At 59.4% G+C, this 13,163-nt stretch carries 11 protein-coding genes and 3 pseudogenes; 3 read left to right on the top strand and 11 right to left on the bottom strand.

The window, feature by feature from the left end; all coding sequences use genetic code 11:
* Positions 1 to 37: 37 nt before the first annotated feature.
* The 10 genes and pseudogenes from JCM25414_RS02395 to JCM25414_RS16320 all read right to left on the bottom strand — a co-directional run bounded on the left by JCM25414_RS02395 (position 38) and on the right by JCM25414_RS16320 (position 9,872).
* Positions 38 to 889, bottom strand: coding sequence for an inositol monophosphatase family protein (locus tag JCM25414_RS02395; RefSeq protein WP_199897571.1), 852 nt, complete (start codon positions 887 to 889; stop codon positions 38 to 40).
* Between the two features lie 84 nt (positions 890 to 973).
* Positions 974 to 2,277 (bottom strand): annotated as a pseudogene (gene hflX, locus JCM25414_RS16330) (GTPase HflX).
* Positions 2,278 to 2,304: 27 nt separating this feature from the next.
* Complete coding sequence (gene hfq, locus JCM25414_RS02385) at positions 2,305 to 2,598, bottom strand: RNA chaperone Hfq (RefSeq protein ID WP_025840605.1); 294 nt, start codon at positions 2,596 to 2,598, stop codon at positions 2,305 to 2,307.
* A gap of 120 nt (positions 2,599 to 2,718) precedes the next feature.
* A complete protein-coding gene (gene ntrX, locus JCM25414_RS02380; protein ID WP_025840604.1) occupies positions 2,719 to 4,104 on the bottom strand; it encodes a nitrogen assimilation response regulator NtrX in 1,386 nt (461 codons plus the stop codon).
* A gap of 20 nt (positions 4,105 to 4,124) precedes the next feature.
* Complete coding sequence (locus JCM25414_RS02375) at positions 4,125 to 6,485, bottom strand: sensor histidine kinase NtrY-like (RefSeq protein WP_408734862.1); 2,361 nt, start codon at positions 6,483 to 6,485, stop codon at positions 4,125 to 4,127.
* 41 nt (positions 6,486 to 6,526) lie between these two features.
* The gene (locus JCM25414_RS02370) at positions 6,527 to 6,727 is read right to left on the bottom strand and encodes a helix-turn-helix domain-containing protein (protein ID WP_025840602.1); all 201 of its coding nucleotides are present in this window, start codon (positions 6,725 to 6,727) and stop codon (positions 6,527 to 6,529) included.
* 172 nt (positions 6,728 to 6,899) lie between these two features.
* Entirely contained in the window at positions 6,900 to 7,460 is a 561-nt protein-coding gene (locus JCM25414_RS02365; protein WP_025840601.1) for a DNA-binding transcriptional response regulator, read from the bottom strand.
* A gap of 41 nt (positions 7,461 to 7,501) precedes the next feature.
* Positions 7,502 to 8,595, bottom strand: a pseudogene (gene dusB / locus JCM25414_RS16325) (tRNA dihydrouridine synthase DusB).
* 240 nt (positions 8,596 to 8,835) lie between these two features.
* Entirely contained in the window at positions 8,836 to 9,057 is a 222-nt protein-coding gene (locus tag JCM25414_RS21250) for a hypothetical protein (RefSeq protein WP_148300913.1), read from the bottom strand.
* Positions 9,054 to 9,872 (bottom strand): aminotransferase class I/II-fold pyridoxal phosphate-dependent enzyme, encoded by an 819-nt coding sequence (locus JCM25414_RS16320; protein ID WP_051535639.1) that lies wholly within the window; start codon positions 9,870 to 9,872, stop codon positions 9,054 to 9,056. Before JCM25414_RS16320 ends, JCM25414_RS21250 begins: the two co-directional genes overlap by 4 nt.
* Positions 9,873 to 9,880: 8 nt before the next feature.
* Here JCM25414_RS16320 and cbiB point away from each other — a divergent pair, with 8 nt between their 5' ends.
* Positions 9,881 to 10,846 carry an adenosylcobinamide-phosphate synthase CbiB gene (gene cbiB / locus JCM25414_RS02350; RefSeq protein ID WP_025840600.1) on the top strand — a complete coding sequence of 322 codons (966 nt, stop codon included), beginning with the start codon at positions 9,881 to 9,883 and terminating at the stop codon, positions 10,844 to 10,846.
* Positions 10,843 to 11,480: pseudogene (gene bluB / locus JCM25414_RS16315) on the top strand (5,6-dimethylbenzimidazole synthase). Before cbiB ends, bluB begins: the two are co-directional and overlap by 4 nt.
* 58 nt (positions 11,481 to 11,538) lie before the next feature.
* Here the strand turns inward: bluB and JCM25414_RS02340 are convergent.
* Positions 11,539 to 12,417, bottom strand: a complete 879-nt coding sequence (locus JCM25414_RS02340; RefSeq protein ID WP_277910970.1) for a LysR family transcriptional regulator — start codon at positions 12,415 to 12,417, stop codon at positions 11,539 to 11,541.
* Positions 12,418 to 12,688: 271 nt separating this feature from the next.
* Here JCM25414_RS02340 and JCM25414_RS02335 point away from each other — a divergent pair, with 271 nt between their 5' ends.
* Positions 12,689 to 13,159, top strand: coding sequence for a hypothetical protein (locus JCM25414_RS02335; RefSeq protein ID WP_206777943.1), 471 nt, complete (start codon positions 12,689 to 12,691; stop codon positions 13,157 to 13,159).
* The last annotated feature ends 4 nt before the right edge of the window (positions 13,160 to 13,163 follow it).

Below are 13,163 nucleotides of genomic sequence, written 5' to 3'. Positions count from 1 at the left end.
AACGTGGTTTCTGATTACACAAATACTTGAAGATTGGTCAGAAAGACAACGCCAGTGCATCATGAATGAGATGCCAGCTCTTCCTGTCGGGTGCATAAAGCAGACCGCGCCCGGGAATGGAAGCGTGATAGGTTGCGCCATTGAGTCGCGCTCCATATCCCCCGGCTTCATGAAGTAGCAGCCAACCCGGGCAATGGTCCCATGGACAGGTGCGGCTATAGGCGAGAACATGACCGTGGCCAGCAGCGACCAAGCGGTATTCATGAGCCGCACAACGCAGGTCCCACAGCCCCGTCATCGCCCTCAGATTATGATCAGCCAGAACGGTGTCGCCAAGAGGCAGGGTACGCCACGCGATCTTGCCCGTAATTTCCTCGATGCGCTGAAATGGTGCCGCCACATGCAGGGGGGTGATATGCCCTGTCTGGTCTTCAGACCATGCCCCCTCATTTTTCAAGGCAAGCGACGCCGATTGCGTGACCGGGTCGAGAATAACACTGGCTACCGGTACACCCCTCTCTAACACGGCTATCATGACCCCGAAAACCGGCAGACCGGCCGCATAATTTGCTGTGCCATCTATCGGATCGATGGTGACCGACAGATCGGCTTTGACCGCCTGTTCAATCAGCGCCGGATGCAGGCTACAGCGCTCCTCACCGATCAGAAGCGCCTCGGGCATCAGCAGCTTCAGCCTATCGGCGATATAGTCTTCAGCCAGCACATCAGCCACAGTCACCAGATCGGAAGGCGAGGTCTTGGTTCGGATGTCTCCTTCAGCGAGCTGCCCGAACCGCGGCATGATGATGCGGGACGCCGCTTCACGGGCAATCAGGGAGAGATCGTCTAGAAGCGTGCGGGTCACGACCGAGGGTCGTGCCGTCATCATGATGTCCTCAGCCTTCAACCTGTCTGCCCTCCCCATGAGGGACTTTCATCCCGATCGCCCCTCATAGGCAGTATCGGGACGATTTCAGGCAGATACAAGGCAATCCGGGTAAAGCTGGCCAAAGCGTGACCGGTCCTGCTCGAAAAGACGGACATCGAGCAGGATCTCGACCTCCTGGTCCAGTCGCTCAAGCACTTCGCCATGCTCATACAGCCAAGCGAGCGCCGCACCATTGGTGATCTCGAGACGAATGCGTGTCAGCACCATCGACGCGGTCATATGCTGATCGAGCTTCGAATAGAGATTGGGCAGACCCTCGCCCGTGATCGCCGAAATGGCCACGCAGCCCGGATGGCGGGGTACAGCTTCGATCCCGCCCATGAGATCGGCCTTGTTGAGCACCTCAATCGTGCGCTGGGGCCAGTTTTCGTCCAGCATGCCGTCGCGCACCATGCCGTCCAGCACATTGATCACATCGGCTCGCTGAGCGGCACTATCTGGATGCGCCACATCGCGTACATGAAGAACGATATCCGCCTCAGCCACCTCTTCAAGCGTGGCACGAAAGGCCGCAACAAGCTCGGTCGGCAATTCGCTGATGAATCCCACTGTATCCGACAGGATGACCCGTCGGCCCGAAGGCAGGCGAAGCCCGCGCATGGTTGGATCCAGCGTGGCAAACAGCTGATCCTGCGCATGCACGGCCGAACCTGTCAGCGCATTGAACAGCGTCGATTTGCCCGCATTGGTATAGCCGACCAACGCAACCACAGGGAAAGGCACCTTCTTGCGCGCCGAGCGATGCAAGCCGCGTGTCCGCCGCACCTGATCGAGGTCCTTGCGCAGACGCACGAGGCGCTCGTCGATCATGCGGCGATCGGCCTCGATCTGGGTTTCGCCCGGTCCGCCTAGAAAGCCGAACCCGCCGCGCTGACGCTCAAGATGGGTCCACAGCCTCACCAGGCGCGATCGCTGATATTCCAGATGGGCAAGCTCAACCTGCAAGACGCCTTCACGCGTTGCGGCACGAGCGCCAAAAATATCGAGAATAAGCCCGTACGGTCGAGAACCTTGCAGTTCATCGCCTTTTCGAGATTGCGCTGCTGGCCCGGCGAGAGCTTGGCATCGACAATCACGACCTTGACGTCGTTTTCCTCCACAAGCTCGGCGAGCTGTTCGACCTGGCCTTTGCCGAACAGCGTTGCCGGACGCACGGCCCTTATGGCGAGCACAGCCTGCCTGACCACCACAAGACCGATCGAAGAGGCGAGCCCGACCGCCTCTTCCAGACGGGCTTCGGCAGCGCGGAACTCGTCATTCGGTGTCGGGCGCTCCCAGGGAAGAATAACCGCGGCGCGTGTCGCGGGAGGCGTCGTACTGGTCGTCACTGACACGTTCTGGGAAAACTCCTGCCCTTACAGTTCGATCTCGCCATCCTGCGCGAACAGCGCCAGGGGAGCGACGGGCATGATCGTGCTGACGGCATGCTTGTAGACGAGCTGCGTATGGCCATCACGACGCAGAATGATCGTCTCGTGATCGAAGCGAGGAATGACACCCTGAAGCTTCACGCCGTTGACCAGAAACACGGTCACGGGCAGGCCATGCTCCTGCAGGTGCTGCAGAAAGAGATCCTGAACGGTTTCACCCGGGGTGAACTCCGTATACGGAGCGGCGGTCGAGGCGGGGGTTGGGTTTGCTCTGGCCAATGTTGCTCTTCTTCTTTTCCGGTATGTGGAGGCCCCCGTTGAGGACCAGAGATAGACGCATTCAACGTCCCTCTGGCTTTGTAGCCCTATCCTAACTTCATTGAAATCTGGTTTCCAGACCTACAGGGTCCTATCTTCCGGGGTGACGCCCAGCTGCTTCAGCTTGCGATGAAGGGCACTGCGTTCCATCCCCACAAAATTGGCCGTGCGGCTGATATTGCCACCAAAGCGCAGAAGCTGCACCTGCAGATATTGGGTTTCGAACAGATCGCGCGCTTCGCGTAGCGGCAGTGCCATGACATCGGCGCCTGCATCGAGACGGGTCATCGAGGGTGCGCCCTGACTCACAGTGCTCGGCAACATGTCAGCGCGGATCAGATCCTGGCCATTCGGCATCATGATGAGCAGGCGTTCCATCAGATTGCGCAGCTCTCTGATATTGCCCGGCCATTCGTAGGATTGCAGTGCTGCCAACGCATCCACCGACAATTCACGTGGGGCAAGACCAGCATTTTCGGCATAGCGTTGCAGAAAATGCTGCGCCAGAGCCGGAATATCCTCGCGCCGCTCCCGCAGCGAGGGCAGACGCAGAGGCACCACGGCAAGACGATAATAGAGGTCTTCACGAAAGCGCCCAAGGGTAATCTCGCCCTGAAGGTCGCGATTGGTGGTGGCAATGACGCGCACATCCACCTTGACCCGTGCCGCGCCGCCCAGACGCTCGAATGTCTGATCCTGAAGCGCCCTGACGATCTTGCCCTGTGTTTCGAGTGGCATGTCAGCCACTTCATCGAGAAGCAGCGTTCCCTTATGAGCGCGCTCCAGCACACCGGTACGGCGCATGGTGCCGTCGGCCTGCCCTTCGATACCGAAAAGTTCTTCCTCGAAGCGGTTGGGGGCCAGCGTGGCGCAATTCAGGGCGATAAACGGCCCGGAACCGCGCCGTGAACGCGAATGGAGCATCCGCGCCGCAATTTCCTTACCCGAGCCAGCCGGGCCGGTAATCAACACGCGCGAATTGGTAGGCGCCACACGGTCGATCTGGCCGCGCACGGCACTGATACCAGGGCCTTCACCGAAAAGCATGGTTTCGTTGCCGGAGCGCAAACGCAGCTCGGCATTCTCGCGCTCAAGGCGCGCCGCTTGAAGGGCGCGCTGAGCCACCAGAATCAAACGATCGGTCTGAAACGGCTTTTCGATAAAGTCATAAGCGCCATGCTGCAGGCTCGAAACTGCGGTTTCGATTGTGCCATGGCCTGAAATCATCACGACAGGCAGACCCGGCTCTTCAGCCTTGATGGCCTTGAGAAGGTCGATCCCGTCCAGACGCGAGCCCTGAAGCCAGATATCGAGAATGACCAGCGACGGACGACGGGCCCGGAACGCTGCCAGAGCCTGGTCCGAATTTGCCGCAACGCGCGTTTCATAGCCTTCATCGCGAAGAAGTCCCTCGATGAGAAGCCGGATATCCGGCTCGTCATCGACGATCAGGATTTCATGCTCCATGCGCATCCCTCATCAGACGTTCATTGCTCCTTGCCCGCTCCACCCGGTTCGAGGCTCTGATCACGCACCGGCAGGGTGAGCGTCGAGACGGTGCCCCGTCCGTCCGGCCGGTCCTCCAGTCTGATGCCACCTGAGTGATCCTCCATGATCTTCTTTACGATCGCGAGCCCGAGTCCCGTCCCTTTCGGTTTGTGCGTGATATACGGTTCCGTCAAGCGGTGGCGGTCAACTGAAGGCAAACCAATGCCATCATCCGTCACCTGAACGGCAGCTTCAGCCCCGTTCACAATCAGCGAGACCCTGATACGCCCCTTCGCCTCGCCGGGATCACCCCCATTCCCGACTGAAACAATTTCATGATCCGGCACCACCATGGCGATGGCATCGGCAGCGTTCTGCAACAGATTGGTGAGAGCCTGCCCTACGAGGCGTCTGTCGCAGCGCACAATCGGCCCCTTGGGCGGCAGAGACTCTGTGTCGTAAACGATTTCAGGGTGGGCATTGCGCTGCAACACCAGCGCCTCGCGCACAAGGCGCACCAAATCTTCATCCTTCAGCACGGGCTGTGGCATCCGGGCGAAAGACGAGAACTCATCGACCATGCGGCCGATATCGCCAACGTGCCGAACAATCGTATCGACACACTGCCCGAACGTCTCGGGGTCGGAGCTAATCTCGCGCATGAAGCGACGCTTCAGCCGCTCGGCCGAAAGCTGGATAGGAGTCAGCGGATTCTTGATTTCATGGGCGATACGTCGCGCCACATCGGCCCAGGCCGCCTTGCGCTGGGCGGAGAGCAGGGCAGTAATATCGTCGAATGTCACCACATAACCGGTCGATTCGTCGCTCCGCTGCTCGCCTACCGCACGCACAAGCAGGGTACGCCCGGCACTGCCGACACTCGGCCCGTCACCCAGGGTCGCGCTCTTTTCAGGTGCGTCGATCTGAATTTCGGCCGTATGGGCCTGACCGGGCTCGGACCGCGCGCGGTCGAGCATCCCGACGAATTCAGGCACCATATCGCTCAAAGGCTGACCGATGCACTCATCGAGATCGCGCTGCAACAGACGCGACGCCGCCCTGTTGGGCAATTCGATGACCTGATCCGCGTCCAGACCGATCACCCCTGCAGAAACGCCGGACAGAACGGTCTCCGTAAAGCGACGGCGCTCATCGATCTGTTCGTATGCGACCATAAGCTCAGTACGCTGGGTCGAAAGCTGATCCGTCATGCGGTTGAAAGCGCGCGAGAGCGTGCCGACCTCATCGTCCTTTCGCCCGTCGCGGCCGCGCGCTTCAGGCACACGCACAGTAAGGTCCCCCTCGCTGATGCGCCTTGCGGCCAGAATGAGCAGGCCCAGCGGCTGGGTGATCTGCTTGGCGAGAACGAGCCCAGTCAGCATACCAACGCTCAACACCAGAAGACCAAGCATGGCAAAGATCAGCACGAAACTGATCTGGATGGCCGAGCGATGGGCATTCAATCGCTGATATTCCGACACCACCGCGTCGGTGTGCCGCATATGCTCAAGAATCTTGGCGTCAACAGGCCTGGTGATGACGAGCATCAACCCCGAGCTTGGCCCCAGACTCACTACCGCACGCACGGTTCTCTCATCGGGACTGTCGAGAATGGCCACGTCATTGGTGCGGGCCAGCGTCGTGGCATCCTTGGGGGGCAAAGCCAGTTGCTGGCCTTGCAGGGCCGCAAGACCGCCCGAGGCAACAACTTTGTTGGTGTAGGAATCGAAAACCACAGCCTCGTTCAGCCCGCGTTCGGTCGCCTCGACATCGAGCATCATTCCGAGCTGGCTTGGGTCGCGCATCAAGTCGACGCCGTGGCGATACATCTCGTCGTTATTGGCCGTGATGATGATATTTGCGAGGGCGAAGGCCTCTGTGCGGATATTGTCGTTATGCTCCTGCAAATAGCCGGCCGCGACATCGTGCGCCTCGGTAAGCGCCGTATTGACCCGGTTCGAAAACCATATCTGGATGCCGAAATGGAAAAACAGCGCTGCCAGACCGCCGATCACCACGGTAGGGGCCACCGCCACCACACCGAAAAGCGTGATCAACCGCACATGGAGCCGCGCCCCTGCCAGCCCCCTGCGACGCTCGGCCAGCATGCGTCCTACGCGGATGATGACCGCCGTTCCCAGCAGAAGCAGCACGATGAAGTCGAGCAGGAATACGACCGCCTCGATCTGCGGGCGATAGGCAAAGGAAAGCCCGCGCGCCAGAACAACAAAGGTCGTCACCAGCAGGACAAGCGCCGCGCAAGCCAGCACCATGGCGGTTTTCAGGCGGCTCACATGCCGGACAAGCGAGCGCATTGCGAAGAAATCACTCCCCGGTGCCGGATCAGCTTCTTCAGTCATACGGCCTTCATCGGGAGAGCGGTGTGACACGTCATTGTCTGTCATGATCGAGAACGGCCCACTTCAATGCCAAGAAGCTGCAAACGCTTGCGCAGCGTATTCCGGTTGATTCCGAGCAGAGCTGCGGCCCTGATCTGATTACCGTCGGTCGCCTTCAGCACCAGCCGGAAAAGCGGGCGCTCGACCTCTGCCAGCACACGCGCATGAAGCGTGCCTTGTATGTCTGTTTCGAGATCAAGCATGGAAGCAGATAGCGCGCCATCAGCCCCTGAAAAGACGATGCATCGGGCGTTGTATCGACGCGATGCAGATCGGCCAGGCGCGAAGCGGTGAGCAGAGCCCCCTGAGCGCTTTGAGATGCGTGATGCAGCAATTGCCTCATCTGCCGGAAATTACCCGGCCAGTCCTGATGGGTCAGCCAGGCAGGCAATCGTCATGCAGAACGAGCTGACTACCACCCTGCCCCATCCATACCGCACAGATCGCCGACAGATCGGCATGCCTGTCGCGAACAGGAGGCACGGACAGGTTACGCGAAGCCAGAACGTCGCCCAGTGTTCCACCCATGCGACGATCCTGAACCAGACGCGCAGGCGTCCAGGAGCTCGTGCAGATAACAGCAGGGCGCGCTCCGGTATCTCTGCCGTGAAGCATCTGCATCAGAGCTGCCTGAAGACCAGGCTCCGCCAGACCGATTTCATTGATAAAAAGACAACCCGTCGTTGCATCCGTCAGGGCTTCCTCGAAGGAAAGCCGGTCGATGACAGAGACGAACCGGCCATTCCTGCCGGATTGCGTCCAGAGATAGCGCGCTGCACGCGTTCTGCCGCTACCGGATTCGCCTGTCAGCACATGAAGCCCAAAGCCCGACAGGCTGGCGTCCAACCCGTCACGCAGCTGCCGGACGGAATCGGATTGCCCATCGAAGCCGAGACTGGCCGGGGCACTACCCTGACCGGGCGGCGCGCCCCTCACAAACTTGCGCGGACGCTGAAGAGACCGTCATCGGAACGCATTCAGGCTGCTTCTTCGAGCGTATCAGGGCGCTGATGGGTGCTCTCGCGATCGCGGATCACTCCATTGGCAATCTGCTGATCGTAAAATGCCGTGAGATGATCGATGACGTCCTGCGCCTGATCCATCTTGTTGATGCTGGCGCGAAACGCCGCCGAACCCGGCAGGCCGTGCGAATACCAGGACACATGCTTGCGCGCGAGACGCAGGCCCGGTCTCTCGCCGAAATGCGCTAGCATCATACCGTAGTGACGCAGCACAATATCTTTCTCTGTCGCCAGATCGGGGTCGGGCATGTCTTCACCCGAGCGAAGAGACTGCGCGACCTGAGCCAGAAACCACGGCCTGCCATAGCAGCCACGGCCGATCATGACGCCATCGGCGCCCGAGGCGGCCAGTGCGTCACGCGCATTCTGGATAGAGACGATATCGCCATTGACGATGACCGGAAGCTTCACGCTCTCCTTCACCGTCCTGACGAAATCCCAGTCTGCCGTGCCGTTATAGAACATCTGCCGCGTGCGGCCATGCACCGTCACCAAGCGTATGCCCACATCTTCGGCAATGCGAGCCAGATGGGAGGCATTGAGCGACTGATGGTCCCAGCCCATACGCATCTTGAGCGTGACCGGCACCGATACGGCCTTGACCGTGGCTTCCAGCAGGGCTGCCGCCTTCACCTCGTCACGCATCAATGCCGAACCTGCGGACTGCCCGACGGCCACCTTCTTTACGGGGCAGCCGAAATTGATATCGATGAGATCGGCGCCTGATCGACTGCGATCTTTGCCGCCTGCGCCATGGCCTCGGGATCGCATCCGGCGAGCTGCACCGAATTCGGGCCGTTCTCGGCACTACGCGCCATGCGCAGTGTGTTTTCGTTTTCCCGCACCATCGCCCATGAGGCGATCATTTCCGAGACGACCAGCCCCGCACCCAGATCGCGCGCAAGCTGACGAAACGGCAGATCGGTCACCCCCGACATCGGGGCCAGAATGACCGGCGTCTCGATAACGACGCCACCGCCGAGATCGATCGGGCGTAGCTCGAGGGCGCGGCGCGACCCAGCCACATCAGGTGAAGAAGAATTGCTCATGATACGCCGAGGATACCGACGCATTCTGCCTGAATCAATCAGAGATCGTCCCATAGTGCAGCGCGTAAAAATCAGGCAGGGCAACGCCCCTTGAGCGCTCCGGCCGCAACCGGGCGAGTTCAGCAGGGTGCTGCCCTGCCCCCATGGAAAGGACCGCCCCCCTTTCATCCCCTCCAAATAGGTTTCCGGAAGGGAGACCGATCTCTGGTGCGGGAGGGAGCAAAACCTGATAGCAGCCCCTCACCCAAGAGCCCTGGAGAGCCTTCGCAAACTGGTCTCATCCGGCGGCAGGCCGAAACGCAAAAGCGTATCGTCCCAGTCGAAGCGACGCACGAGGAAACCGGCCCGAGCGAGAATTTCCCAGATCTTCTGGGCATCGGGCGAGCGAAAAAGGCTGAACAGGGAAGTGCCTCCCACGAAATCCAGACCAGCCTGCGTCACCACATGACGCAGGGCGGTCATTTCGCGTTCCAGACGTGGCGCCGTGGCCATGCGCCAGTCACGATCGCAAAGGCATCGCGGCCGATATGACAGGCTGGCGTGCTGACGAGCCACGGTCCCATGGCGGCGCGCATAGCGTGAAGAACCGGATGAGAGCCGAGCAGGAAGCCGATTCTCACTCCAGCCAGACCATAGGCCTTGCCAAAGGAGCGACAGATGACGAGCCCCGGATGCGGCAGCAGAGAGGCTGCGCTCTCGGGGGAAAAATCGGCAAAGGCCTCATCGACGACGATCATGCCACCGAAACGGGCATGGCTTTCTGCAAGAGAGGCGATTTCAGCGAGGGTGAGGCGATGCCCGGTCGGGTTATTCGGCGAGCAGAGCACGCTCACCATACGCTTGGCAGGCATGGGGAGAGCCGCTCCGTGAGGCGCATGGTCGATTGCAAAACCTGCCTCGCGCCAGGCGGCTCCGTGACCGCTATAGGTCGGCCCGAGAATACGGATGACCGACGGTGTGAAAAAACGGGAGAGGAAGACCGGCATGAGGCCGATCAGCATCTGCGTACCGGCGCCGGCAAGAACGTGGTCCGGGGAGACGCCGTACGCCTCTGCGGCGGCAAAGCGCAGGGCCTGCTCCTCCAAAGGGTCTGGCAGGCGCTGCATCAGCGACAGGTCCAGCCTTGCCGGTTTGTAGGCGTGAGGGTTGATGCCAGTCGACAAATCGATCCACGGCACGGGAGCATCGGGGAAAAGCCGCGCCAATTCGCTCAATCGACCACCATGCACCGGCCAGGGTGTCATGCTATGGTCCGCCTTCTCATGCAGCCCGGTCATTTCGTTTCATGTTCCTTTCCCTGACCCTTTGCGCCCTTCTGATCGAGGCGGCTTTCGGGTATCCGAACGCGATTTTTCGCCGGATCGGCCATCCGGTAACATGGATCGGACGCCTGATCACGACGCTCGATCACTTACTCGGTGGAGAGAAATCCATTTTGCGTGGGCGGGCCTGCGGACTACTCGCGCTTGGGCTGATCATTGCCCTGCCGGTAGGCATCACGATCGCGGCGCAGATTTTGCTGCATCATTTTATGCCACGAGGCCTCTGCCTCTCCCTGGAGGCCCTTTGTGCCAGCACGCTCATCGCCCAGCGTGCGCTTCATGACCATGTTCGTGCCGTGTTGACGGGATTGAAGCAGGGTGGCCTTGCGGGAGGGAGACGCGCCGTATCGCAGATTGTCGGGCGCGACCCGGAGACGCTCGATAGCGCCGGAATCGTGCGCGCCGCCATCGAGAGTCTCTCCGAGAATTTCTCGGATGGCGTTGTCGCTCCCGTTTTCTGGCTGGCCGTGTTCGGACTGCCCGGAGCGGTCGCTTACAAGGCAATCAACACCGCTGACAGCATGATCGGCCATCTTTCGCCCCGCTATCGCGACTTCGGCAGGGCTGCGGCGCTTTGCGACGATTGCGTCAATATCCCGGCGTCACGCCTTACCGCATTATGGCTATGCCTCGCCGCCCTTTTCCCAGGCGGCTCGGTCAGAGGTGCGATCGGGGCCATAAGGCGTGACGCCGCGCGCCACCGCTCGCCGAACGCCGGATGGCCCGAAGCAGCCATGGCGGGAGCCCTTGCTTTGCGTCTGGCAGGCCCGAGACAGTATGATGGCGTTGTCGTTGCCGATTCCTGGATGGGGAATGGGAGAGACGACGCCGGGCAAAAGGATCTCGCAAGGGCGTTGAGGCTGTATCGCCTCGGGTGTTTGATTCAGGCGATCTGTCTGCTGGGCCTGTTGACTGGAGTAAATGTCTGATGTCCCCGGTATTCGACCAATCCTTTCGCGACCAGCTCGATACGCTTTTTGAGTGGCGTCGCGACGTTCGCCATTTCAGGCGCGATCCTGTACCTGAAACCGTCCTGGACCACATGCTGGCTCTGACCTGCACCACGCCTTCGGTAGGGCTCAGCCAGCCGTGGCGCTTCATGCGCGTGGACGACGAAACCAGACGGAACGCCGTCAGGGCGGAATTTGCCGAACGCAATGCAGAGGCGCTCAACGCACGCAACGAATCTGACAGCCAATCCTATGCACAGCTGAAACTGGCCGGCCTAGACCGGGCACCCCATCATATTGCTGTTTTTTGCGATCCCGATCCTGCACAAGGGCGTGGCCTCGGCCGCCTGACCATGCCAGAAACCGTCCAGTGGTCTGCTGTGATGGCCATTCACAGCTTCTGCTCGCCGCGCAGGCCCATAATGTCGGTATGGGCTGGGTATCGATTCTGGACCCCAACCATATGAACGCCCTGCTTGGCGCCGCACCGGAATGGCGCTTCATGGCCTATCTCTGTGTCGGCTATCCTGACGAGTCGCATGACACCCCCGAACTGGAACGACGCGGCTGGGAACAACGCTCGCCGGAGAGACAGCGCTGGATCATGCGCTGAGACTGTCCCTGCATGACGCGTGCAATCGAGGCGCGTCGGGTAAAGTGCCTTACCGCCTTCAATCCGGGAAAGGCAGGCCTTGCGCTGCACAGGCAACCCAGTCGACAAAAATCCGCACCGCTGCCGAACGCTGCCTCGCGGGATACGTGTAGGCAAGAATGCTTCCCGATTCTGCCGACCATTCGGGCAAGAGGAGTTTTATCCGGGGCTGCACTATGGGGTGGTCGTAGAGAAAACTCGGCATGACCGAAAATCCAAGCCCGTCCATGACGCTCTCAAGCACCAGATTGATCGGCCCGAGAGACAGCCTCGAGTCAAACTGGATATTCCGTTCCGACACGCCGTCGCTGAAAATCCAGCCTGCCGCTCCGATGTGATTGACATAGTCGATAAATGGCAGGCGGTGCAGCGCTTCGAAACTGTCGACAGGGCCCCATCGCTCCTGAAACTCTTTCCCAATGACAAGATGACGCTTGAAGCTGCCGATCCGCCGGACATGCAGCGCATGGTCATCGAAACTGCGTGTGCGGATCGCCACGTCGAACGATCTCATCCTGGCCTCCGACACATCATCCGCAAGGTTGAAACTGACACGACAGGCCGGATAACGCACAGCAAAAGCCTGCACCACAGGCAGAACGACGTAGCGCCCGTAAGCTGCGTTTGCGAGCACACGCAGTTCTCCCTGCGGCGACGCGCCATGATACTGAGCGTCGAGATAAGCTGTTTCGATCTCCGTGATTCCGGCGTTGCACCGCTTGTAAAAGGCGTCGCCTGCCCGCGTTGGCAAAATCTGTTTTGACGTTCGCACCAGGAGACTGGTTTGCAATGTCGCTTCCAGATCGCTGATGGACTTGCTGATAACGCTTTTTGACACTCCCAGGCTTCGCGCTGCTGCAGAGACAGACCCCGCCTCGACCACCGACATAAAATACATCATCCCATTGAAATTGATCTTCTTTTTCATTTTTTCTCACAGAGCGCGTTCGATAAAAACGAACAACGCGTTGCCAAAACGGGCCTTGTTTTTACACAGCATTTCAGCAAAGGTTGAAGAACGTAAAAGTGAAACAACAGAGATGTACGATATAATCATACTCGTTACATTCCGTTAAACACTTTTAAGGACGTTGGTAGGTATCACAGCATTTACGAATGTCTCACCAGAAAAAGCGGCAACTGATACATAATCAAGACCGGAGATCGAGATGCATAACTTTAATACACCAAGCGGCACTCAGTATATGACGGAAAATCGCTGGAACACTCCGGCAATTAGTTCGGAGCTGGTGCAAAATTCGCCGATATTGCATAATGACTATTATGAGTCGAAAATGGTTTTCGGCGACGATCTTGTTTTTGAAACCGAAAGCGCCTCAAAGAATACCGCCACCGAAAGCGACGATCTGAGCGAGGCCATTTCCTTCCTCAACTCCGACACAGAAATTCTGAACAAGACAGCACAGCAGCCCGTATCCGTACGAGTTGTCTGGAATCTTCTCGAAAATGTAAGCCGTGTCTATCTCCCGAAGGTCGCGACATCGAGCGAGCAGGAAACGGTCTGCCTTTCAGTCAAAGGCGACCCTTACGCCGTTCGTGAGAATGGTGTGATGCTCGATGCCCTGAATTATGTGCGTATGCTGTTTTCCGAGCAGGCCAGAGCACTGCCCGCTTACTGACCTA

It is taken from the genome of Asaia platycodi JCM 25414 (assembly GCF_000614545.1).
GTDB lineage: Bacteria > Pseudomonadota > Alphaproteobacteria > Acetobacterales > Acetobacteraceae > Asaia > Asaia platycodi.
The sequence above is the reverse complement of the archived record's forward strand: the minus strand, read 5'-3'. Positions and strand labels throughout refer to the sequence as shown.